Source organism: Streptosporangium brasiliense (assembly GCF_030811595.1).
In the GTDB taxonomy this organism is placed as follows: Bacteria; Actinomycetota; Actinomycetes; order Streptosporangiales; family Streptosporangiaceae; genus Streptosporangium; species Streptosporangium brasiliense.
Genome location: NZ_JAUSRB010000002.1, coordinates 176312 through 197900, shown reverse-complemented (window position 1 = coordinate 197900; position 21589 = coordinate 176312). Strand labels below are relative to the sequence as shown.

Below are 21589 nucleotides of genomic sequence, written 5' to 3'. Positions count from 1 at the left end.
GAGAGTGGAAGTTCTCCAGGTACTAGACCCTTCGCGAGGGACCGTGTCTTTCAGGTGTGAGTCCGGCGCTGCATCCGGCCGCTGGATGGGCGAGAGTTCCGCAAAGATGGGACAATTCGATGTCGAGATCGAGGTTCCAGAGGAGATCACGGAGTGGACGGAAGTCCCTTCGGGTGTTACTTCGCTCTCGGAAAATCTCGACGTGGAGACCGCCGTCTTCATTACGGGTGAAGTCGTCAGATTTGACGATGGCGATGATTCGGTCGTAGAGATCAGGGTGGGGTCGGACATTCTCCTGATCGAGATTCCGAATCGAAGGTCAGAACTTCCCTCAGAGGGTCTGATCTCCTTCCGGGCACCCGAGATTCAGCTCTACCCGTACGATCTGTAATTGATCTGACTGGAGGGCCTGGAAAGGATTGCACGGAGCCTTTTTCATCCTTGGGCGATCTGGAGCAGCAAGACACGAGCCGCCGCGATCAGGGCGCCTACGCGGGGTCGCCGACGATCACGGCCGGATGGGAACGATCGAACCAGTCGCTCTCCAGGCGCGCGCCGGTGCGCGCCTCCACGATGGCCAGCGCCATGGCCTGTGTGGCCGGCCACGGAGCGCTGATGGTCGGACCCAGGGCCGCCAACTCGGCCTCAACGGCGGCGAGGTCTTCCCCGACGGCGTCGGCGGGATTCAGATGCTGGACCTCGGCCAGAACCCGTCCGCGCGCGGCGTGGATCAGCCTGGAGTTCCCCGTCACCTCCCATGAGACATGCCAGACCTGCGCGTTCACGCTGAGCCGATCGAGAACTCCCGATTCCCAGACATAGTTGTTCCCGAAAGTCTCGACGATCATCGTTGAGTTTCCCATCTGGCCCAGAAGAACGGCATCGGCCTCGTATGCCTCTTCGCTGTCGAGCTCGATCACCGGCGGCTGCCCGTCTCCGATCAGGCGGGTCGCCACCTCGCTCAGCGAGAGCCGTCCTTCGACCGGCAGGACGGCGGTCCAGGCCAACCCCACGGACAACCAGTCCGAACCTTCCTGCATGAAGTTCTCGTAGTGTTCCGTCAATCCCTGGAAAGCCACGTATCCTCCGCTGAAGTTCCGAACGCGATATGGGTTGTCGCGGGCGACGAGCTGCTGGTCACAGCATGATCGCGAGCGCGGCGTTCGCCTGATGACGTAGAGAAGCTCCTGGTAGACGGGTTGATCACCACAATCACATCCGTCACAGCCAGGAGCTTCGGGTGCTGTTCTACCGTGCCGCGGTCGATTTGTCGCGTTCAACGCTGAACTACGTGGCCGGAGCCATCCGACGGCACCGCAAGGCGATCGGCACACCCTGGCGACGGCTCAACCCCGGACAGCAAGCCCTGCTCGTGCTCGTCTACCTGCGCAAGGGCGAGACGTTCACCGAGATCGCCGCCGGGTTCGGCATCGGTACCGCAACCGCCTGGCGCTACGTCCGCGAGACCGTCGCCCTGCTCGCCAAACGCTCACCCACCCTCGACCAGGCGCTACGGACGGCCAAACGCGCCGGATACGCCTTCGTCGTGCTGGACGGCACGCTCATCCCCATCGACCGGGTGGCCGCCGACCGGCCCTACTACTCCGGCAAACACAAGATGCACGGCATGAACATTCAGGCTCTCGCCGCCCCGGACGGCACCCCGCTCTGGACTTCCGGCTCTATGCCCGGCTCGGTCCACGACCTCAAAGCGGCCCGGATCTGGGGCCTCATCCGCCGACTGCAGGCCTCCGGGCTGATCACATTGGCCGACAAGGGATACGTCGGCGCAGGTCAGCGCGTACTCGTGCCGTACAAGGGCCGAGGCAAACCGCAGTCGCAAAAGAGCGCCAACTCCGCCCACGCCAAGCTCCGCGGCCCCGGTGAACGCGCCAATGCCGTCCTGAAGACCTGGCGGATCCTGCGGAAACTCCGCTGCTGCCCTCTGCGAGCAGGTCAGCTCGTCAAGGCCATCTTCGTACTTCAGGCTCTCGAATCGAGATGAAAAACGTTCTATGACGGGAACTTCGACACCCCCTACGTCAAAATCGTCGATGGGATCTCAGAAATTGACGATGCAGTAAGGGAAGCGGGTGCTGACCCGGAAGAGCTGGATGCCCCGTGGCATAACAACTTTCCGCTCTGAGTATTTGTCGTGCGAATTTAATTCGCTAAATGTGTTCGCTCAGATCTAACTGTCCGGGCGCGGGCATTAAGATTTGAGTGACACGAACGGGGCCTCGCTGTATAGCGTTTCAGCGAGGCCCCGTTACGCGCTTGACGGCTACAGACGTTGTGATCGTTTTCTGACGGCTACGGTTCGGGGCGGTCGTCGAGAGTACCTGACATGCGTTCGATGGCGTCGCGTTGGAGGCGGAGTTGGACGTGGGCGTAGACGTCGGCGGTGATCGAGATGTGGGCGTGGCGAGGAGTTCCTTGATCACGACGAGTTCGACGCCCTGCTCCAGGAGCAGGGTGGCGGTCAAGTGGCGTAGGTCGTGGAAGCGGATGCGTCGGAGGCCGGCCTGGTCGAGAAGGCCACGGAAGCGGCGGGTGAGGTTTGCGGGATCAAGGCCGCGCAGAGGGCACAGTGGACGGCTGGAAGCGCGCAGAAGGGCGGACGCCCCCGCGCGGCGAGCATGGAAGGTGACTGGTGATTAACGGGCCGATGAATGCCGCGGATGGAAGGGGCTATGAGCGTGCCACGCAGAGCCATAGGCCGCCGACATGAAAGCCGCCATCTGAAGAGAGACCTCCGTGAAGATTGAATTGACAGACGATCAGGCGCTCGTCCTGTCCGACTGGATGAACCGTGTGATGCATGAGGAAGACTTCTCGGTTCTCGTCGACGATCGCGCAGTTTGGTCTGCTCTGTTGAGAATCAGCGGGACGTTGGAAACGCAATTGTTGTCGATCTTCGATTCTTCTTATTCCGAACAGCTGGATGCGGCCCGCCGGCGGCTAATTGGCGAGCTGGGGGAATTTGGCGAACGATGAAGTGACACACGTGCCGTCATGGCCTGGTAGCCGGCTATGACGAAAACGTCAGCGGACGGCTGATGGGGCGATGGCTCTTCGGGGCCATCGCTCTTCTCCATGAGTGCAGCAATGAGCCCCTTCCATTGTGATGGTGCCGCTCACGATGGGCGTGGAAGGAGCCGGAGCCCCGGCCCGGTGGCAGCCCGAGGCAGCCGTGTCGACGCCACTCGGAGGGACGATCGACTGCTCGGGACGCCGGAGGCGTCCGGATACTGTTCGTGCTCAGCGCGGACCAGCGCAGGGGTGAGAGGAGGGCTGTGAGCACGTTGTCGGGTCTGGCCGTCAACCCCGCCTTGCCGGCGAGTCTTATGCTCCGCATGCTCCAGCCGGAGGTGACGGCTGACGCGTTGCCGTATCTGGCGTGGCGGGCCGACCTGCCGGAGCGGGTGGTGGAGGCCTTCATCGGTCACCACGACGCCAAGGTCAGGGAGTGCTTCGCCGGTAACCCCCACGTCCCGGCCGGGATCCGCTCCAGGCTCGCGGGAGATCCTGTTCTCCGCGTGCGCCGGGCCCTGGCCGAAGATCCGCAGTGGCACCGCTTCCAACCTCGGACCATGCCGTTGACCGACGCCGCCTACGACCTCCTGGCCCATGACCCGTGCATCGAGATCCGGTGCGAGCCGGCCCAGAACCGGCAGACCCCGGCTCGCATCCTGACCACGCTGGCGGCAGATCCGGAAGCTGAGGTGCGAAGAACGGTCTGCTCCGGCTGGAACCTGCTCCCCGCACCTGTCAGAGCGGCCCTCCTGGACGACAAGGATCCGTCGGTACGGCGGGCGGCCGAACTGAAGGGTTACCGAGAGCGGCCGGGACTGCTCGACAAGATCCTCGTGAGCGACGACGCGACGCACGTCGTGGGCGAGGCGCCGCTGCCCAGAGCGATGGCCGAGCGCTGTGCCCGCAGTAGTGACGCCGAGCGCCGTCACCTGGTCGCGGAGAACCCGCACCTGGACCGCGATCTGGTGGAGGAGCTGTCCACCGACCCCGACCCGAGGATCCGCTTGAGGGTCTCGCTCCGTGCGGAACTGACCGAAGCCGAGCGCGCGGCCATCGCCTACGACCCCGAGCTGTACCGTGTGCCTGTCACCCGGATGCCGGCGCTCCTTGACGATTCCGACGAGCAGGTCGCGTTCTCGGCGGCCACCAACCCCGCGCTACCGGTGGAGGCCATGGCTCGGCTCGTCCAGACCGCCGACAATATGGATGAGTGAGCCTTTCGTCCCGGGTGGCGGTCGGCTTCGACGGCCCGCACGACGAGGAACGCTTGCACGATCGCGATGGCGCGACGAGGACAGCAAGGGAGTCGGAATCGATGTCATAGGGTCCGGCGGGAAGGTCCTTACCGACTTCGATGTCGTGACCAAGAATGCAGTGGTCCAGGTGAGAATGGGATAATGGTCACCAGAGATACAAATGTGCTGCTGGACGTCCTGGCACCGTAGCCTTCAGATCTCCCTCGGTGGCTGCCTGACGGACAAGGAGGCGTCGCCATGCGACCTACCATCGTGCTCCTGAGTGATGTGGATACTCACAGAGAGCTCGTGGACCGACTGCGCCATGTCGGCTCCTACAGCGAGGGGGAGTTCTTCGATCGCCTGGAACAAGAGACATGTTCTTTCGGTGTCGACCTGTCCGGGGACGTCATCGCCGAGTTCGAGGAGGAGGAAGTCGCTGAAATTCACCAAGAGCTAGGAGAATTCAGTGCAATCCTCATCGAATATCCTGACATGCCCTGTGTCCGCCGGCTCCTGCCGGGATTGATTCAGGGGCTTGACGGGCTCCTTGATACGAATCACGGTGAGCTCCTGAGGTATGACCGGGTCCTGGAACGGTTCCGTCTAGACCCTTTCTGGGACTGGAGGGATCACGGTCCCGACAAAACTCAGGGAACAGGGAACGGAACCTGACCTCCAGGTCCGTGTGTCCGGCGGGGTAGGAGGCCATCCTCATGGGGGCCTCCGGCGCCGCACCCGGAGCGGCAAGCAGTTGGCGGGACACTCATACGACGCATGGCGCGGCCGGAGCGTCCGGGGTGAGCCGCTATTCCTGGACCCATCATTACTTCTTATGCAAGGAGAATTGGCAGTTCCATGGGATTCTGCAATTATGGCGGATCTTTGATTGAAGCTGTCGTGCTGAGCGATGGGCGGGAGGGGAGCGAGGGGTGGGCGGTGGAATTTTGGGACCTGGCCCCCGAGGGCAGGGGGAGATGATGCATGTACACAAGGATCCTGACGGCGAATATCGTGTCGACACCTTGGGATTGAGGTTGGAGGACAGGCTCATCGGTTGGGCGATTTCCGGCGCAAAATCCGAACTGAACGAGTGATCAAGCCTTTTCCGTCCTGGCGGCGCGGATCGCAGACTCGTTGCGGATCGCCATTCATGGGGCATCCGTGATGAGGCCGAGGGGAGACTGCCTGTCCGCCACCAGGGTTAACTATTCAACACGATAACATGGCTAATTTTTCGACTTGCCCTGGTTCGGCTGCGCGATTCCCTTAGATACGGAACGAATCACGGCACACTCCGACCGATGCCGCCACACGGTCGGGCGACCCTATGGTCCTGGAGTGCCAGAGCCTCGGTGAGTGGCACCATGTGTCACCCCCACCCCATAGCGGGTGCCGCTGACATCAGCCACAGAGCATCGAAGCGCCTTTCAAGGGGCGGCGGGGTTCGCGGGCCTGGGCGGCCACCGCGCGGTGAGCGCCGTTCTCGCCCAGTGTCAGGACGTGCCGCGATGCCAGGCCGTGAGCCGGCGGTCCCGTCGGCGGTCCGGCTTAGGCCCGCGATCACCGGGTACCAGCAGCACATGCTTGACCTTCTGCCCGTGGAGACACTCCGGGAGGTCGTCGACCTGCTCGTCCGTCTCGTCGAGGCGGCCGGCGCGATCGTCATCTTCGCCGGTGCGGCCGTGGCCTTCGTGCGCTTCCTCCTGGTCGCCGTACGGCGGCGCGACGATGACGGGTTCATCGCCGTGCGGCTGTTCCTGGGGCGGTTCCTCGCGCTCGGTCTGGAGTTCCAGCTCGCTGGCGACATCCTGCGCACGGCCATCTCGCCGAGCTTCACGCAGATCGGGCAGCTGGCGGCGATCGCGGCCATCAGGACCGCGCTGAACTTCTTCCTGAGCAAGGAGATCGAGCGGGAGGGACGCACGGTGAGCGGGGCCCATCCGCGTCCGGCCTCCGGTGCCGGAGGTGGCTGAGCTCGTCCGCGCGGCCGCCACCCTGGTCGCCGCCCTGGGACTGGTCGCGGCGGTCGCCGTCCTGCTGTCCGGCGGCGGCCCTCGGGGTGCGATGGCGGTGCTGCTGGACTTCCTCGTCGCGGCGGGGCTGCTCCGCCTCTCCTTGGCGCAGACGTGGACGGCCATCGCCGTGGCGGCGCTCACGATCGCGATCCGCAAGGTCGTCGTCGCCGGGTTCTCCCTCTCCGTCCGATAGGGTCCGCCGGCCACCCCTCCGCCCGCCGGTCCTCCGCTCGCCGATCCGCCGCCCTCCGGCCGATAGGATCTGCCCGCCACTCCTCCGCCCGGTGACGTCCGTACGGTGACTCCCCGCCCGCCGGCTCCTCCGTCGGGTAGGGCGGCGGCCCGGTCCCGGCGGCACGCCCCGCCGTGCCGTCCGGTGGCGTGGCCCCGGCCCTCATCCCGCGCGGGCGTCCGGCGGCACTGTCTTACACAAACGACCAAGACGATCGTCTCGGACTTGGGTAGGCTCGCGGACATGGGAAACCGTGAGGATCTGCTGGCCGGAGCCAAGCGCTGCCTGTACGAGAAGGGCTACACCCGCACGACCGCACGCGACATCGCGGCGGCCTCCGGCGTCAGCCTGGCGGCCATCGGCTACCACTTCAGGTCCAAGGAGGCGCTGATGAACACGGCGCTCTTCCAGGCGATGCAGGAGTGGGGCGACGAGATCGAACGGGCTCTGACCGCCGACGCCGACCCCGGCGCCACGCCCGCCGAGCGTTTCGCGGCCACCTGGGACCGGGTGATCGCCTCCTTCGCCACCCACCGTCCGGTCTGGGTCACCCAGTTCGAGCTCATCGCCCAGATCGACCGCCTGCCGGAGATCCGCGAGCAGCTCGTCGCCTCGATGGACGCCGCCCGCCTCGGACTGGCCGAGATGTTCCGCAACGTCGGCGCCCCGGCGGGGGAGGCGGGCGGCGACAAGGACGCGCGGATCGTCGGCTCGCTCTACCAGGCGATGCTGAGCGGGGTGCTGGTGCAGTGGCTGGTCGATCCGGAGCAGGCCCCGTCAGGCCGTGACCTGGTCGACGCGCTGCGGATCGTCGGCGACGACATGGGTACGGCCTCGACGGCCCGGGAAGCCTGAGCCGCCGGCCCCGGCCCGGAGTCCGCCTCCACGACCGTCTACCGGTTCCGCTGACAGTCCGCGGCCGGCCGCGCCGGTCCCGCCGTCCGGCCTGCTCCTCCGGGTCCCGCTGTCCGGCCTGCTCCTCCGGGTCCCGCCGTCCGGTCTACTCCTCCGGGTCCCACCGTCCGGCCTGCTCCTCCGGGTCCCGCTGTCCGGCCTACTCCTCCCCGGTCGGCCAGAAGTAGAACGTGAGGGAAGGACGCCGCGGGTCACCGCCGACCGCGATCAGACCCAGCCGCACCCTGACTCCGCGGGCCGCCATCGCCTCGCGCAGGCGCAGCAGCGGACCGAGGTCGTGGCCGAAGGCCCGCTGCAGGGAGCCGAGCAGCTCCGCCACCCCTTCCGGGCCGTCCCAGCCCCAGGCCGCGCAGAAGAAGAAGACCTTCTGCCGGGTCCCGGTCCCGTCGTGCGAGAGCTGCAGGAACAGTGACCGGTCGGCGGGTCTCGGCCGTGACGCGGTGACGAACAGGTCGTGCAGCCGCCTGGCGGGCAGCAGGTCCGGATGCGTCCCGGCGCGGTCGCCGAAGGCGCGGTCCGGGTCCGTGGGAAGCCATTTGTAGGTCTTCCAGGCCGTGAGCTCACCGCCCGCCAGGTCGTAGCCCATCACCTCGACGGCTCCGGGGAGCCGGCAGCCGTGCAGGTGCTCGGCCTGCCTGAGGGTCTTCATCCGCAGCGGGAACCTGGCGGCGAGCTCGTCCGGGCCGAGCCAGCCGGTCCTGAAGTAGACCGTTCCGCGCCTGCGGCCCCCGGTGCCGTAGCCCAGGCCGAGCATCAGCGGGGCCGGCAGGTCCGCCGGGGCGCCGGTCAGGTGGGTCCGGAACAGCTCCAGCAGGCAGGCGCTCTGCTCCTCGGTGGAGCATCCGGTGACGGAACGGGCATGTGCCAGCGAATGCTCCCAATCATCGGCGCGATGCTCGACCATGTCGATGACGCAGCGCAGGGTGGGGGCGCCCTGCTCGCCGAGTTTCAGGGAAACCTCAACCGGCACGGCGGAGCCGGTGAGAATGGAGTGCCGGCGCGGCTCCCCGGTGATCCGGAGCAGCTCGGCGGCGGTGGCGCCGGCATCGTCGCGGACGCCGAGCCGTACGGCGAGGTCGCCGAACGCGGCGGCCAGCCGTGCCGTCGCGGTGAGGTCCATGGAGGCCACGGTTGTCTCCTCGGGGCAGGGGGGCGCTTGTGACAGCCGAGACAGCCGACGTAGTGATCGTCGGGGCCGGGGTCGCCGGACTGGCCTGTGCCCGCCGGCTGTCCGCGCGGGGCTTCGACGTCGTGGTGCTGGAGGCCCGGCACGCGATCGGCGGCCGGGTCCGCACCTTCCGGCCGGATCCGGCGGAGGCGGTCGAGCTGGGCGCCCAGGTCGTGCACCCGGCCGGCTGCGACGACTTCGACGATCTCCTCCGCGAGGCGCGGGTCGGCACCGCGCCCATGGAGACGGGCACCGAGCTCGTGGTCGTGGCCGGGGGCGTGCACCGCGGGGCCGCCGCGCTCGCCGCCCGGATCCGGCCGCTGCCGTGGGCGGTGGAGGCGGGGCTGTACGCCTCTCGGCCGCTGTCCGGCACGGTGGACCGGGGGCTGTCCGGCCTCGCCCCGCCCGCCCGCGCGCTGGCGCGCTGCTGGATGGAGCAGGTGGTGGGGGAGGATCCGGCGCTGCTCGACCTGGCGGAGACCGCGGCGACCTACCACGGCCGCGGGCGGGGCGGTGAGCGAGTGGTCGTCGGGGGGTTCGACCGGTTGGTCCACGCGCTGGCCGAGGGGCTGGAGATCCGTACGGACTCCCCGGTCGAGCGGTTGCGCTGGGGCCCGGACGGGGTGGAGGCCGCGACCGCCTCCGCGGTGGTCCGCGCGCGTGCGGCCGTGCTCACCCCGCCCCCGCCGGTGGCCGCCGGTGGGGACCTCGCCTTCGACCCGCCGCTGCCTCGGCGCAAGACCGACGCCGCCGCCGTGCTCGCCTCCTGCGACGCCGTCGCGGTCGTCCTGGTCACCGCCCGGCCGGCGCCCCGCTCCGCGTGGCTCCTCCTGGCCGATCCACCCGGCGGGCTCTGGACCAGCCGAGCCGGTTCGCGTGTCACGGCCGGCCACGTCAAGGGACCCTCGGCGCGGCTGGCCCGGCGGCCGGGCTGGGAGGCCGACCTCCTCAGGTCGCTCGGCCCCCGCCTGGGGGAGGTGGACGACGTGCTCGTCACGGACTGGGGGCGCGATCGGTGGTCGCGCGGCGCCTACAGCGTGCCGGTGGCCGGCGCCGGGGCCGCCTCGGCCGTGTGGGCCGAGCGGCTCGGCGGGACCGTCTTCTTCGCCGGGGAGGCCTCGGCCCGGCCTGACCTGCGCGGTCTCGTCCAGGGGGCGCTGGCCAGCGGGGAGAGAGCGGCGGGCGAGGTGGCGCTCGGCCTGTCCGGCGGGCCTCATGACCAGCGCAGCGGCAGCGAGGCGTAGCCGCGGGGGACCGCGCCCGTACGGCGGGTCGGGCCCGCGCCGCCCGGCCGCGGCTCGGCCGGGCAGCCACGGACCGCCGCGATCAGCAGCCGCGCGAACAGCCTGACAAGGGGTGCGCCGAGACAGGAATGCGGACCCGCCCCGAAGGAGAGGTGCGGGTTGACGCGGCGGCCCAGGTCGAGCCGGTCGGGGTCGGTGAATTTCGCGCCGTCGCGGTTGGCCGCCCCGAGCAGCGGCACGACGCCGTCACCCCGCCGGATCGACCGGCCGCCGATGACGAGGTCCTCCCCGGCGGTGCGGGCGGTGAACTGGATGGGCGGGTCGATTCTCAGCAGCTCCTCCGCGGCCCGCCGCGCCGGCGGTCCACCGGCGTCCGCCAGGTCGCGCCAGCGCCCGGGCTCGGCCAGCATGGCGGCGACGGCGTTGGTGACCATGTCGCCCAGCGGCTCCACCCCGCCGACGACGAGGAGGCCCGCCGTGGCCATCGCCTCCGCCGGGGCGAGCAGCCCTTCGAGGTGTCCCCGCGCGAGGACGGTGAACGCGTCCGGGCGCGGGGTGGTGCTCCGGGCGAACAGGTGGTCGGCGAACCGGTCGCACATCGCCGACATCGCGGCCTCCCCGTCCCGCGCCGGATCGGCGAAGGGGTCGAGGTTGCCCGCGACGGCGTCGGCCCAGCCGCCGAAGTCCGCGAGATCGTCCTCCGGCAGGCCCAGGAAGCCGGCGAGCACCCGGACCGCCAGCGGGCGGGCGAAGTCGGCGGCGAGGTCCGTCTCCCGGCCCGCGAGCGCCGCCTCGCGCACCCGCAGCACCCACGCGCCGACCAGCGGGGCGAGCCAGCGCTCGTGCTCGCGCAGCGCCCCCGGCCGGAACGCCGGCGCCGCGGCCCGCCGCAGCCTCGTGTGGTCGGGCGGGTCGGTGTTCAGCATGGAGGTGGGCAGCGCCGTGCGGCGCTGCCGTAGCCGCTGCCCCTGCCGCGCGGAGAAACGGGGATCGCACAATACGGTGAGGCAGTCTCGGTGCCGGGTGAGGAACCACAGCCGGGCCCCCGGCACCGGATGCACCGGGTCGTGCTCCCGCAGAGCGCGGTAGGCGGGGTAGGGATCGGCGAGGATCCCGGGGTCGCGGGGATCGTAGGCGGGCGCTGTCATCGGCGTCAGTGCATGGTCAGGCCGCCGTCGACCGTGAGCACCTGGCCGCTCATGAACTCCGATTCCGGAGAGCAGAGGAACAGCATGGTGCCGACGAGGTCGCGGGGGTGCTGGTGCCGTTTCACGGACTGGTACTGCAGGATCTCGTCCACCGCCTCCCGGCCCGCGGGGCTGAGCGGCCGGTCGGGGAGGTCGGGGACCACGGCCCCGGGGGCCAGGGCGTTCACCCGGATCCCGTGCTCGCCGTATTCGCGGGCGAGTGCCTTGGTCAGGCCGATCACCCCGGACTTGGCCGCGATGTAGTGGGCCATGTTGGACAGTCCCGACCACACGAGGTTCGTCGCCACGTTGACGATCGCGCCGCGGCCCTGCTTCCGCATCACCGGCAGCACCGCCCGGCTGCACAGGAACACGCTGTCGAGGTTCAGGGCGAGCACCCGCCGCCAGGCGTCGTGGTCGATGTCCTCGAACGCCACGTGCGGGTAGCTGCCGGCGTTGTTGACCAGCACGTCGACGGCCCCGAAACGGGCCAGCACGGTGGCGGCCATGCCGGCGGTCTGCTCCGGTGAGGTCACGTCGACGCCGAGGGGGTGCGCGCGTTCCGAGCCGGTCCGCTCGTTGAGCCAGCCGGCGAAGCCGGCCGCTCCCTCGGCGTCGACGTCGCACACGACGACCCGGGCGCCCTCCTGGACGAGGGCGGTGCAGTACCACCGCCCTATGCCGTTGGCCCCGCCGGTGACGATGACGACGCTGTCGTCCAGCCTGCCCATCAGTTCCTCTCCTGGTCGTCGTCCGGCTGGTAGAACATCAGCCGGTTGCCGTCGATGTCGTGGGCCTCCAGGAAGCGCGCGACGCCCGTGACGGCGCGCATCCGGGCCGGTGGGGTCCTTCCGTCATGGTCGAGCAGCCCGCGCGTGTGCTCCAGGTCGTCGACCCGGAAGTCCAGCACCGCCCCGCCGCTGACCCCGGCGGTGGGGATCTCCGACAGGCCGATGCTCACCCCGGGCACCGGGGAGGTCAGCTCGATCCAGCCGAACTCCGGGATCGCCGCCAGGACCCGGCAGCCGAGCACCCGGCCGTACCACTCCGCCGCGGCCCCGGCGTCGGCCACGGTCAGCACGCACTGCAGCCTGCGCTCGCCGGAACCGCCGGCCGCCGGAGCCTGCGCGGCCATCCGGGCGGCGGCGCTGGCCGGGGCGGCGCTGACCGGGGCGGCAGAGGCCGCCGTCGCGATCAGCTGGTCGTCCAGCGGGAGCGCCCTGAGCTCGTCGATCAGCTCCTCCCGCCGGTCCAGCAGGAAGCCGGCCGCCCCGCCGTCCGCCGGCAGCCCCGAGCGCCACGCCTCCCGCTCCTCCAGGCGGCCCCGGACGGCGGCGGTGAGGAGCCCGAGGACGTCCACGGGCGCGAAGGCGATGTTGACGGCGAGGGAGTGTCCCACCGCCTTCGCGCTGTGCCAGGTCCCCGCGGGCAGGCACAGGACGTCGCCCGGGCTGAGCAGGACCTCGGCGAACGCCTCCTCCTCGATCTCCGGGCACTCCCACGGACGGACCGAGCTGGGGGCGCGCCCGATGTAGCGCACGCCGCCGCCCTCGTCGGCGAAGGCGTTGCCGCGGGGGAAGGGGACACCCGGCGCCCGCGACAGGCGCCACCGCTTGTGCCCGTCGAGCTGGAGCGTCGTCACGACATGGGCGTCGAAGTGGGTGTTGAAGCCGTAGCCGTGCGGTGAGAGGTAGCACTTGACGCCCATGTCGCCGTGGTGGCCGAGCTCGCGCTTGAGCCGGGCGGCCAGGTCGGCGACGCGGGGGGCGGCCCGCTCGACGGGCTCCACGCAGACCGAGGCGCCGCGTCTGAGATGGCCGGCCACGTCGGCGGCCTCCACCGCGACGTGCGCCCCGGCGGCCCCTCCGTCACCCTCCCGGTCGCCGCTGACGCGGATGAGCAGGCCCAGCTCGTTCTGGCGGCCCATCGCCTCGCGCAGGTCCGCCATGGTGAACAGGTCGTCGAAGCGGCCGGCGGGCCCCTGGACGTGCAGCGGCCTGCGCTGCCAGTAGGCGGTGCGGAACACCTCGGGGTCGAGCGGGTGCACGAGCGAGGCCAGCGCGGAGGCGCCCTCCCGGGCCGGCCCGTCAGCGGTGACGCGCAACGGCCACGGGCCGGTCATTCCGGTTCTCGCGGGCCGAGGAGAAGGCAGTAGACGACCGACTCGTGCAGCCCGTCGAAGCCGAGCCGGCCGTCGAGCTCGCGGTCGAAGTAACCGCCGACGGGCACCGCGGCGAGCCCGCGCCCGGACGCGGCGAGCACCGCGTTCTGCACGACGTGCCCGGCCTCGATGAGCACGAAGCGGTAGCCGCGCTCGCCGTATTTGAAGGCGGAGCGGTAGAACACCGCCGACACCAGCACCACGGCCGGCGCCGCGGCGACGAGGTCGGACTGGACGAAGCAGCCGCCGGCCTCGAACTCGCCCAGCTCGTGGAGCTCGTGCGCCGCCGGGTCGTAGTGGTAGAGGCCGGGCACCAGGCCCGACACCTCGCGGGCCCAGAGATAGAGCTCCAGGGGGTAGAGGGCGCCGCCGGACGGGGCGGCGCGGAAGGGACGTGGATACCGGCCGTCGGCGTTGGGCCGCGTCACGCCGTAGGCGCAGCGCAGGATCTTCGACACGTCCGGCAGCCCGACCGGCCCGGGACCGAACCCCCGGGCCGACTCGCGGCCGGTCAGTGCCTCGTCGAGGCCGATGACGGACGGCGGGAGGTCGTACGGCAGGGCGATCCGGGGACGGTCGTGGTACGGCTTGGCCTCGCGCAGCCGGTTCATCATCGCGACGACCGTGCCGTCGGAGGGGTGCCGGTCGAAGTAGAGGTGCGGTGTGGCCCGGGTCGTCTTGGAATTCTCGTGATAGCTCTCCCAGACGGCATCCTCGCTGTCCTCCAGCAGGAACGCGTCGACCGGATGCATGGCTGCCCTTCCTCGTCGGGGGATTTCCCTCGTCAGGGAAACGGGTGGGGATGGGGGTTGTCGTCGCCGGGGGACCAGCCGGGGAGCGCCGCCAGCCGCCGGCCGCCGGTCGCCCGGTTGGAGTGCCCCATGTGCAGCGGATGCAGGCCCGCGACGACCACCCGCACGACCGACAGCCCCAGCTCCGCGATGTCGGGCGTCGTGAGGTCGCACGCGATCACGTCCTCGCCGGCCGCCGCCACGGCCGCGACGAGCGCGCCGAGGGAGCGGTCACGGCCGGGGGAGAGGTCGAGATCGACCTCCTCGGGGGAGTCCCAGGCGAAGCGGGCGTATTCCTTCGACTCCTGCGGGCAGTAGTAGCGCAGATGGGCCCGCTGCCCGTCGACCGCGGGGTGACCGGCCTCCACCTCGACGGGGAGCGGCGGCAGGTAGTTCATCACCTGGACGGAGAACTTCCGCGTGTGCGCCAGCTCCTCCAGGCTCTTACGGCAGGCGACCTCGGCGTCCGGGTGGGAGGCGGCGGCGAAGGCGAGCGCGGGCGAGGTGCGGGTGAAGCCCTCGGCGATCGTCATGACGGACGGGCAGCCGATGTCGGTGCCGATGTCGACGATGTGCACCGCCAGCCCGACGGCCTGGAAGCGCCGCACGAGGTCGGTGAGGGAGTCGGGCAGGCTGTCGTGCCTGATCCGGGGGCGGCTCAGCCGGCCCTGCCACATGAGCGTGAACGCGTCGCGCTCGACGACCTCGCACAGGGCCGACAGGGTGGCCTCCTCCGGGGAGGAGCCGCAGGCCAGCCCCGTGGAGATGGGCTGGGCGATCGCCGCGTCGGCCCGGTAGTGGTAGGGGACGTAGACGAAGGCCGCGGGGACGAGGACCTCGCCCCCGGTGACCAGGGAGCGCCCCGGCGTCCAGGCCACCCGGGTGCCGGAGGTGAACGGCTTCCAGGGGAAGCCCGGCGCGCCGTGCTGCTCCGGGCGGTAGAGGGCGTAGGAGTCCGGCGGGGTGGCGGGCCGGTCGAGCTCGGCGTAGGACGCGATCAGGAGGTCGTCGTAGGAGAAGCAGGCCGAGCAGTAGCGCTCGACCGCCTCGCCGACCGCCTTGGCCAGCGCCCTGCGCCGATCCGTCGCCGCCCCGCCGTTGTTGCCGAAGTTCTTCAGGAAGCCCAGGGCCTCCGCGGAACAGGCTTCGGACAGGTAGTGGACGAAGCGGGGCTCGTCGTCGTCGATCCGGAGCTCGGTGATCTCACGGACGATGCCCGTGCGGGGGTCTACGAGATCGGTCCATGCGTCGAGCAGGTCCATCCACCTCTCCTATCGGGCGGGTTCACTCCGCCAGCTGGGAACCGTGAGTGATCACGGGTGCGCCCTGCCGGGCGGTCCCGCTGCAGTCGGGGCAGCGAGGGACGCGCAGCACCCGGCGGACGGCCGAGTGGAACGGCACCAGGCTGACCTCGATGACGCGGCCGCACGTGGTCACGGGCAGCCCGGCGAGGTGCTTGACGGCCTCGGTGGCCGCGATCTCCCCGGCCACCGCGGGTATCGAGGGGAGGAACCCGGCGCCGGGCGAGGGCTGGGCGCGCAGCAGCGCGTGGGCCTCACGCCACACGTCGTCGGAGTCGGCCCGCAGGAGATAGCAGCGCAGGCACGCGGTGTCGAAGGGATGGGTGAGCGGGCCGACCCGGATGACGAGGTCGTCGATCCAGACGGGCAGCAGGACGGCGCGCGCGTCCAGCGCGCGCCGCGCCACCTCGGCGAGGGTGGGGTCCGCCGGGCCGTCGGCCGCGGCGCACCAGAGATCCCAGCCGTCCTCGCCGGCCGCCGGTGTGGGCCGCGTCTCGACCCGGCCCACACCGCACGCCGCCAGGGAGCGGCCGAGGGTGTCGGCGACCCGGCCGGTGCCGGTCACGAGCACCGCCGACTTGGCGATCCGGCCCGGCCCGTCGGGGGACAGCCGCGCCACACTCGCCCAGAACCGGGCCGAGGGGTCGTCTCCCGCGTCCTCGCGGAGCAGGCCCCGTGACTGCAGGGTGACGGCCACCTGCCGGGCGTCCTCCCGCTCCTGCGGCGGGAAGGCGTCGACGAGCCCGTCCAGCGAACGTGATCCGTCCGCGAGGGCGACGACCTGGCTGAGCAGGGCGCCTATGCCGGGGGCGGCCAGCCGCACCTCCGTCAGCCCGCGTTTGGCGACGGCCTCGTCCGGGCCCAGGTGGGCCACCTGGAGTTCGCGCGCGCTCAACGGCTCCTGGGTCGCCAAGGTGCTAGGAGGCCGTGTGGGCCATGTCGGCCGCCGCGCAGCAGCAGCAGGGGGTGCAGCAGCAGCACGAGACGTCGACGCTGCTCACCGCGCCTCCGTTCCGGATGAGCTCGCCGCCGACGGACCGCTTGAAGTCGAAGAACACGCCCTCCAGGTCCTGGAGGTCGTCGAGGGTCAGCGACGTGACGCGGCGGTTGCCGGTGGGGATGCCGCTGAACTCGGCGGCGAGGTCGTTGAGGTCGTTGACCGTCAGGTCGCGGATCTGGGGCAGCTGCTCCAGCTCGCCGGGGTCGGCCAGACCCAGGTCGCCGACGGTCCGCAGCTGCTCCTTCTTCCTGAGGTTCTCCGCGCGCTGAAGGTCGTCCGGTGACCTTTCGGGCACTCCGGAGAGATCTTTGAACGGATTGTTCTCGGTCATTCTGATCGCCTCTTTCGATTGGGCGCTGTGCCTGTACCATAAGCTTTTGGGGCATGACAAGCAATGGCCGGTAATCATCCGCACAATTGATTTTTAAGGCGAGAGACTCCGCGGGTCCCGACCAACGGAAAGGGGATGGAATTGTCGATCTCCTCAGGGTGGACGCAGCTGGCGTTCGGCGCCGACATCGGTGACGGCGTCACACCTCTCGACCTCGGGGGCCGTCCGCTGATCGCCGTCCGGGAGGGCGGTGACGTGGGGGTTTATGATGCGATATGTCCGCATAGAGGTGCTCATCTCGGATATGGTGGAAAGGTCGATGGAAATGCAATCATTTGCCCTTTCCATGGACACAGGGTGCAATTAGGGGGCGACGGGGGAGGCCGTTTCCAGGTCGGCCGTCACCGTTCGACGGTCCGGGCCGGCGGCCTTTTCGTCCTGTCCGATCCGTCGTGCGACACCGGGCTCGAAGGATTCCTGGACGGCCTGCAGCGGAGCCACCGGATCGTGTCGGGATTCTCGTTACGGGTGAGAGTCCCGGCGGAATACGTCATCGAGAACGTCTTCGACGCCGACCATTTCGCCCCCGTCCACGGCCTCGACAGGCGTCCCCGGCTGAGCGTCCACCCGGCCGAGGGCGGGCCGCTCCGCGTCGAAGGAGACCTCGACATGGCGCGCCCCAACCGCTGGCAGGCGGCCGAGCCGGAGGGAGACCCGGCCAGGGCGCGGTTCCGCGCCCTGGTGTTCAGCCCCAACCTGGTGGCCACGGAATTGGGGCCGCCGGAGGAGCCCAACGTCGTCATCACCGCGGCCACCCCCGCGTGCGACGGGACCTCGACGGTCCGGGTGACGGTCGCGGTGCCCCGCACGAGGGCCGGCGGGCCCTTGACCGTCCGCGAGGTGGCCTCGCTCGTCAGCGGCAGCCGCACGGCCTTCGAGCAGGACGTGGTGATCTGGGAGCACCTCGACACCTCGGTCGTCCCCCGATACACCGAAGGCGACGATCTCGTGCGCGCCTACCGGGCCTACTGCCGGCAGTTCGGCGCCGGCCGGTGAACGGCGCCCCTCCCGGCCCGCCCGGCGGTGACCCGCCCGGTCAGGCCGGCGGTGACCCGACCGGCCCGCCCGGCGGCGACCCGACCGGTCAGGCCGGGCCGGCCGTCACCGGTGACTGGGACGGCCTGGCCGTCATCGGGAGCGGCCGGGGCGGCGGTGCGGGCCGGGGTGACGACACGGGCCGGGATGACGACACGGGCCGGGGCGGCGGCGTGCTGTGGCTGCACGGTTACACGATGGGCGCCGCCATCTGGCCACCGCTCTGGAGGCACCTGCCGGGCCGCGGGCACGTGGCGGTCGACCTCCCCTGGCACGGGCGGTCGAGGCCGCTGCGCGGCGGGGAGGACCGCGCCGCGCTGGCCGACCTGCTGGCGGGCCGCGCGCTGGAGGCGGGGGTCCGGCACGTCGTCGCGCTGTCCTTCGGCACCGTCGTCGCCCTGGAGATGGCGCTACGCCACCCGCGCGCGTTCGCCTCCTGGACGCTCGCCGCGCCGTCCTACGCCGGTGGCCCGCAGGAGCGGGCGGTCGAGCGCCACTACCTCGATCTCGCCCTGCTCCACCGGAGCGCCGGTTCGAGGGCGCGGACGGCCGCGCTCTGGATGTCGTGCCGACCGATCTTCGGCGGGATCGCGGCACGCCCCGCGGCGCACTCCGCGCTCGCCGACGTCATCGGCCGGCACGCCTGGGACGAGCTCGCCGGCGCCGGCATCCGCCCTCTCCTGGAGCCGCGGCAGCCGGTGGCGCGCCTGTCCGCGGTGGCCGCCCCCCTCCTGGTGCTGGTGGGCGACGGCGAGCTCCCGGCGCACCGCGCCTGCGCCGAGACGATCGCGGCGGCGGCCCCCGGCGGCGCCCTGCGGGTGCTCCCCGGCACGGGACACCTCGCCCTGCTCGAGGAGCCACGCGCCGCCCTGCGGATCGTCGGCGCGCACCTCGCCGGGGCGGAGCACGGCGGGCCGCCGGACCCCGCCCCGGCGGAAGTCAGCCGTTGACCCACCGGACCAGCCGGTTGAGCACCCGCATGCCGTCGTGCGGGCGCCCGGCGTATCCGTGTTCGGCGGCGCCGAGCGGGACGACGTTGTCCACCCCGCGGGCGGCGATGGCGTCCCGCAGGGCGAGCCGGGTCCCCTCCGGAGCCACCCCGACCGTCGATACGGCCGGCCCCAGCGACGGGAGCGCCCGGCGCAGGTCGTCGACCGCGCGCACCAGGACGAGCCGGGAGCCGGGATGGTGGGCGAGGTCGAAGGCGCCGTCGACGCGCACGACCGCCGACGACACCTCGGGCCAGTCGCCGTTGACATGCCAGCGCCCGGTGCCGAGCAGCCCCCTGCGCAGCCGGGTGAGGTGTCCCTGGGCCTGCGGCGAGGGCCGGTGCGGCAGCGCCCTGTCCCACTCGGCCAGCACCCGGGCGAGCGTGCGCGCGTAGTCGTCGGCCGTGGCGGTGTCGCACTCCACGACGTGCAGCAGCGAGGAGGTGCAGGCGGCCTGATTGGCGATCAGCGAGTCGACCGCGGCGCGGCGGGCCGCGGCCTCCGGATCCGCCCGCAGCAGCTCGGCGCCGATCATGCTCAGTGAGAACCGCGGCCCCATGACCAGGGTGTCGGTGGCCCCGCCGCGGGCCGTCACGCTGCGGACGGTCTCGGCGCCTCCCCAGACGACCCGCCGGTCGAAGGCTCCGTCGGCGAGCAGGGTCGCCTCCATCCGTTGGTCGCCGCCCCGCCAGTAGGCGAGAGTGGTGTGCCTGGCCAGCGGGTGGGCGGGGTCGGTGTCCCGCAGCGCCGCGCCCAGCGCGACGACGAGTGCGGCGGCCTCGGCGGCGGGTTTGACGACGCAGGCCCCCCTGGTCGCCCACGCCCACAGCAGGGAGACCACCGGCACCACGGGGGCGTTGCCCGCGGTCAGGTGGAGCTGCCTGGTGGGGAAGGCGCGCAGCGCGGGCGGCACCTCGCAGATGTGGTCCGCGAAACGGGCGGTCACTCCGGAGACGGTCGTCTCGTCGATCTTCCGCCAGGTGTCGAGCGAGGCCGTCCCGAGATCGCGCTCGATCATGCGGCCGACGGCGGCGCCGTCGAAGAGCGAGGGCAGCTGGGCGAGGAAGGCGCGGTGCGCGCGGTCGGCGACCAGCGAGGTCGCCGCCAGCAACGCCCCCGCCTCGGCCGCCTCCGGAGAGCCCGACCGCAGCGCCGCCCCGATCGCGTCCACGAAGGTGAGGACCTCCGCCAGGGGCGTGCGGGCCAGCTCCAGCAGCGCGCCCGCGGGGTCCGGTTCGGGCAGCGAGGAGGCGTCCGGGGCGGGGAGCACGAGCACCTGCGTCTCACCGGTGAGCTGGAGGGTGTCGCGGTCCACCACCGCCCGCCCGATCAGGTGGCAGCCGTCGGCGGTCGGGCCCTGGACACGGCGCGACCCCCGCTCGGCGACGGCCCGGCCGACGTCGGCCACCCGGGGCCAGGGCGGCATCACCACTTCCCCCCGCACCACGGCCGGGAGCCGGACGACCTGCGTCCCGGCCACCGTGCGGGCGTCGAGCATCACCCCGCCCCCCCTTCCACGGTGGCGCATCCGCGCTCTCCGGCCCCGGCGGCCCGCACGATGGGGGCGGCCAGGGTCGGTCCCGCCAGGCCGCATCCGCACGGGTCGCGGCGGAGCCGTACGGCGTCGCCGGTCACGACGGACCCCGGGTAGGAGAGGGCGAACGGGTCCAGCACGGCCAGCCTGCCCACCACGTCGTCGCCGTCGACGGGGACCAGGAGGTCGTCCACGACGACCGGCTCGACGCACGGAGGGATGTGGTAGCGATCGTTGACGCAGGTCAGGAAGACCGTGTTCAGCTCCGAGGTGGAGTAGGTGTCGACGCACCGGCCGGGCGGCACGCCGAGGCGGTCGCGGACCCCCTCGACCAGCTCCTCCCGCCGGATCGCGGTGCGGCCCTTCCAGCCGCCGCCGGTGACCACCTGACTGCCCGGGAGCAGCCGTACGTGCCGGCCCGCCGACGCGAGGTGATCGATGAGATCGGAGACTTCCGCGGGCGTCCCGAACACCAGCACGGGCCGCTCGGACCGTGCCAGGAAGTCGGCCGCCGCGTCGTGGTCGGGGGCGCCCGGCGGGCCGGGGCCGCCCGCGAGGGAGCGCAGGTCGAACGGGGCGGCCCGCAGGTGGTGGACGCGCACGGCGCCGGCGGCCAGGCCGGCGGCCCCCGACTGGATGCCGAGGCCCAGCCCGGGGGTGACGAGCTGGAGGAAGTCGTAGGTCCCCGCGCGGAGCGTCCAGGGCAGCCGCACGCCGGAACAGGCGCGGAGGGCGGCGAGGGTCGGGCGGTCCCTCGGCACGAGGGACGGCCGCCCGCCGGTGCCGCTGGAGAAGGTGACGTAGACCCCGTGCCGCTTCAGGGCCGCGCGCCACTGGCTGATGTCGCCGGTGGCGAGGTCCAGGTCGGTGAGCCGCTCGGTGAAGATCGACCCCAGCCAGCGGGTCAGCTCGGCCGGCGCGTCCTCCAGCCAGGCCGGGTCGTAGCTCTTGAAGAGTCCGTCGGTGACCAGGAACCTGTCACGGATGTCGGCCACGGTGACCGCCGGGGCGGCGGGCGACTCGTCGACCAGCGCGGCGTAGGCGGGGATGGCGGCGGCGTAGCGACGGTGGTTGCCGACGAGGACGGCCTCTCTGAGGCGGGCCGCCGCCCCCTCGTCGATCGGGGCTCCCGTGGACCAGAGCCTGGTGCAGACGAGCAGGGCCTGCACATCGGGGACGGCCGTCAGCCGTGGATTCGGACCGGGCACGGTCCGATAGTCGCTCCTATTCGGCGGCCTGAACAGAGCGTGGGGCGAAGAATGCGTGCGACATTCCTGGCCGGCCAACTTGAATTTCGTTATTTAACGGCTGATTGCGTCTTATAAACCCCGGATATGGGTGAGCGGAATGGT

Annotated in this window: 23 protein-coding genes; 11 read left to right on the top strand and 12 right to left on the bottom strand. The window is 71.2% G+C overall.

Translation table 11 applies throughout. The features are described 5' to 3' along the window. Window positions 1–4 precede the first annotated feature (4 nt). Window positions 5–391: a hypothetical protein gene (locus J2S55_RS09435; RefSeq protein ID WP_306858832.1), complete on the top strand. Its 387-nt coding sequence runs from the start codon at window positions 5–7 to the stop codon at window positions 389–391. A 97-nt stretch (window positions 392–488) separates the two neighbouring features. Here the strand turns inward: J2S55_RS09435 and J2S55_RS09430 are convergent, their stop codons facing one another. Then, complete coding sequence (locus tag J2S55_RS09430) at window positions 489–1079, bottom strand: hypothetical protein (RefSeq protein WP_306858830.1); 591 nt, start codon at window positions 1077–1079, stop codon at window positions 489–491. Between the two features lie 161 nt (window positions 1080–1240). Between J2S55_RS09430 and J2S55_RS09425 the strand changes: the two genes are divergently transcribed. Beyond that, window positions 1241–2005, top strand: a complete 765-nt coding sequence (locus J2S55_RS09425) for a transposase family protein (RefSeq protein WP_306858828.1) — start codon at window positions 1241–1243, stop codon at window positions 2003–2005. A 250-nt stretch (window positions 2006–2255) separates the two neighbouring features. On the opposite strand, the gene J2S55_RS48260 is transcribed toward J2S55_RS09425, so the two are convergent. Beyond that, a complete protein-coding gene (locus tag J2S55_RS48260) occupies window positions 2256–2582 on the bottom strand; it encodes a tyrosine-type recombinase/integrase (protein ID WP_370879771.1) in 327 nt (108 codons plus the stop codon). Between the two features lie 175 nt (window positions 2583–2757). On the opposite strand from J2S55_RS48260, the gene J2S55_RS09420 reads away from it, so the two are divergent. The 6 genes from J2S55_RS09420 (at window position 2758) to J2S55_RS09395 (ending at window position 7376) form a co-directional block, all read left to right on the top strand. Beyond that, window positions 2758–2997 (top strand): hypothetical protein, encoded by a 240-nt coding sequence (locus J2S55_RS09420; RefSeq protein WP_306858826.1) that lies wholly within the window; start codon window positions 2758–2760, stop codon window positions 2995–2997. A 299-nt stretch (window positions 2998–3296) separates the two neighbouring features. Then, window positions 3297–4250 carry a hypothetical protein gene (locus J2S55_RS09415; protein ID WP_306858824.1) on the top strand — a complete coding sequence of 318 codons (954 nt, stop codon included), beginning with the start codon at window positions 3297–3299 and terminating at the stop codon, window positions 4248–4250. Between the two features lie 279 nt (window positions 4251–4529). Further along, complete coding sequence (locus tag J2S55_RS09410) at window positions 4530–4946, top strand: hypothetical protein (protein ID WP_306858822.1); 417 nt, start codon at window positions 4530–4532, stop codon at window positions 4944–4946. Between the two features lie 908 nt (window positions 4947–5854). After that, window positions 5855–6247: a DUF1622 domain-containing protein gene (locus J2S55_RS09405; RefSeq protein WP_306858821.1), complete on the top strand. Its 393-nt coding sequence runs from the start codon at window positions 5855–5857 to the stop codon at window positions 6245–6247. After that, window positions 6240–6482 (top strand): hypothetical protein, encoded by a 243-nt coding sequence (locus tag J2S55_RS09400; RefSeq protein WP_306858819.1) that lies wholly within the window; start codon window positions 6240–6242, stop codon window positions 6480–6482. The genes J2S55_RS09405 and J2S55_RS09400 overlap by 8 nt, the downstream gene beginning before the upstream one ends. Before the next feature lie 282 nt (window positions 6483–6764). Further along, window positions 6765–7376 carry a TetR/AcrR family transcriptional regulator gene (locus J2S55_RS09395; RefSeq protein WP_306858817.1) on the top strand — a complete coding sequence of 204 codons (612 nt, stop codon included), beginning with the start codon at window positions 6765–6767 and terminating at the stop codon, window positions 7374–7376. A 199-nt stretch (window positions 7377–7575) separates the two neighbouring features. On the opposite strand, the gene J2S55_RS09390 is transcribed toward J2S55_RS09395, so the two are convergent. Beyond that, a complete protein-coding gene (locus tag J2S55_RS09390) occupies window positions 7576–8565 on the bottom strand; it encodes a hypothetical protein (RefSeq protein ID WP_306858815.1) in 990 nt (329 codons plus the stop codon). Window positions 8566–8594: 29 nt separating this feature from the next. Between J2S55_RS09390 and J2S55_RS09385 the strand changes: the two genes are divergently transcribed. Next, window positions 8595–9848: a flavin monoamine oxidase family protein gene (locus J2S55_RS09385; RefSeq protein WP_306858813.1), complete on the top strand. Its 1254-nt coding sequence runs from the start codon at window positions 8595–8597 to the stop codon at window positions 9846–9848. On the opposite strand, the gene J2S55_RS09380 is transcribed toward J2S55_RS09385, so the two are convergent. Genes J2S55_RS09380 through J2S55_RS09350 form a run of 7 tightly spaced genes read right to left on the bottom strand, consistent with a single transcriptional unit; the run spans window position 9818 to window position 16619 of the window. Further along, entirely contained in the window at window positions 9818–10996 is a 1179-nt protein-coding gene (locus tag J2S55_RS09380; protein WP_306858811.1) for a cytochrome P450, read from the bottom strand. The two genes, J2S55_RS09385 and J2S55_RS09380, sit on opposite strands and share 31 nt — an antisense overlap. Window positions 10997–11001: 5 nt before the next feature. Beyond that, on the bottom strand, window positions 11002–11766 hold the full coding sequence (locus J2S55_RS09375) for an SDR family NAD(P)-dependent oxidoreductase (RefSeq protein WP_306858809.1): 765 nt from the start codon (window positions 11764–11766) through the stop codon (window positions 11002–11004). Continuing rightward, window positions 11766–13157 (bottom strand): JmjC domain-containing protein, encoded by a 1392-nt coding sequence (locus J2S55_RS09370; RefSeq protein WP_306858807.1) that lies wholly within the window; start codon window positions 13155–13157, stop codon window positions 11766–11768. Before J2S55_RS09370 ends, J2S55_RS09375 begins: the two co-directional genes overlap by 1 nt. Then, window positions 13154–13948 (bottom strand): SagB/ThcOx family dehydrogenase, encoded by a 795-nt coding sequence (locus J2S55_RS09365; protein WP_306858805.1) that lies wholly within the window; start codon window positions 13946–13948, stop codon window positions 13154–13156. Before J2S55_RS09365 ends, J2S55_RS09370 begins: the two co-directional genes overlap by 4 nt. Window positions 13949–13980: 32 nt before the next feature. Beyond that, complete coding sequence (locus J2S55_RS09360) at window positions 13981–15249, bottom strand: YcaO-like family protein (protein WP_306858803.1); 1269 nt, start codon at window positions 15247–15249, stop codon at window positions 13981–13983. A gap of 22 nt (window positions 15250–15271) precedes the next feature. Beyond that, a complete protein-coding gene (locus tag J2S55_RS09355) occupies window positions 15272–16183 on the bottom strand; it encodes a TOMM precursor leader peptide-binding protein (protein WP_306858801.1) in 912 nt (303 codons plus the stop codon). A gap of 22 nt (window positions 16184–16205) precedes the next feature. Continuing rightward, the gene (locus J2S55_RS09350; protein ID WP_306858800.1) at window positions 16206–16619 is read right to left on the bottom strand and encodes a hypothetical protein; all 414 of its coding nucleotides are present in this window, start codon (window positions 16617–16619) and stop codon (window positions 16206–16208) included. A gap of 135 nt (window positions 16620–16754) precedes the next feature. Here J2S55_RS09350 and J2S55_RS09345 point away from each other — a divergent pair, with 135 nt between their 5' ends. Next, the gene (locus J2S55_RS09345) at window positions 16755–17675 is read left to right on the top strand and encodes a Rieske 2Fe-2S domain-containing protein (protein WP_306858798.1); all 921 of its coding nucleotides are present in this window, start codon (window positions 16755–16757) and stop codon (window positions 17673–17675) included. After that, window positions 17672–18664: an alpha/beta fold hydrolase gene (locus J2S55_RS09340; protein WP_306858796.1), complete on the top strand. Its 993-nt coding sequence runs from the start codon at window positions 17672–17674 to the stop codon at window positions 18662–18664. Before J2S55_RS09345 ends, J2S55_RS09340 begins: the two co-directional genes overlap by 4 nt. Here J2S55_RS09340 and J2S55_RS09335 read toward each other — a convergent pair. Together J2S55_RS09335 and J2S55_RS09330 are read right to left on the bottom strand one after the other, a co-directional pair. Next, on the bottom strand, window positions 18654–20201 hold the full coding sequence (locus J2S55_RS09335) for an acyl-CoA reductase (RefSeq protein ID WP_306875272.1): 1548 nt from the start codon (window positions 20199–20201) through the stop codon (window positions 18654–18656). The genes J2S55_RS09340 and J2S55_RS09335 overlap by 11 nt on opposite strands. Beyond that, a complete protein-coding gene (locus tag J2S55_RS09330; RefSeq protein ID WP_306858794.1) occupies window positions 20201–21445 on the bottom strand; it encodes a LuxE/PaaK family acyltransferase in 1245 nt (414 codons plus the stop codon). The genes J2S55_RS09335 and J2S55_RS09330 overlap by 1 nt, the downstream gene beginning before the upstream one ends. Window positions 21446–21589: the final 144 nt, after the last annotated feature.

What these genes read in the sequence shown, in the direction of transcription:
- J2S55_RS09365 (WP_306858805.1), bottom strand. Translation starts at nt 13,948, where the DNA reads ATGCATCCGGTCGACGCGTTCCTGCTGGAGGACAGCGAGGATGCCGTC.
- J2S55_RS09380 (WP_306858811.1), bottom strand. Translation starts at nt 10,996, where the DNA reads ATGACAGCGCCCGCCTACGATCCCCGCGACCCCGGGATCCTCGCCGAT.
- J2S55_RS09360 (WP_306858803.1), bottom strand. Translation starts at nt 15,249, where the DNA reads ATGGACCTGCTCGACGCATGGACCGATCTCGTAGACCCCCGCACGGGC.
- J2S55_RS09345 (WP_306858798.1), top strand. Translation starts at nt 16,755, where the DNA reads ATGGAATTGTCGATCTCCTCAGGGTGGACGCAGCTGGCGTTCGGCGCC.
- J2S55_RS09405 (WP_306858821.1), top strand. Translation starts at nt 5,855, where the DNA reads ATGCTTGACCTTCTGCCCGTGGAGACACTCCGGGAGGTCGTCGACCTG.
- J2S55_RS09395 (WP_306858817.1), top strand. Translation starts at nt 6,765, where the DNA reads ATGGGAAACCGTGAGGATCTGCTGGCCGGAGCCAAGCGCTGCCTGTAC.
- J2S55_RS09370 (WP_306858807.1), bottom strand. Translation starts at nt 13,157, where the DNA reads ATGACCGGCCCGTGGCCGTTGCGCGTCACCGCTGACGGGCCGGCCCGG.
- J2S55_RS09335 (WP_306875272.1), bottom strand. Translation starts at nt 20,201, where the DNA reads ATGCTCGACGCCCGCACGGTGGCCGGGACGCAGGTCGTCCGGCTCCCG.
- J2S55_RS09375 (WP_306858809.1), bottom strand. Translation starts at nt 11,766, where the DNA reads ATGGGCAGGCTGGACGACAGCGTCGTCATCGTCACCGGCGGGGCCAAC.
- J2S55_RS09350 (WP_306858800.1), bottom strand. Translation starts at nt 16,619, where the DNA reads ATGACCGAGAACAATCCGTTCAAAGATCTCTCCGGAGTGCCCGAAAGG.
- J2S55_RS09410 (WP_306858822.1), top strand. Translation starts at nt 4,530, where the DNA reads ATGCGACCTACCATCGTGCTCCTGAGTGATGTGGATACTCACAGAGAG.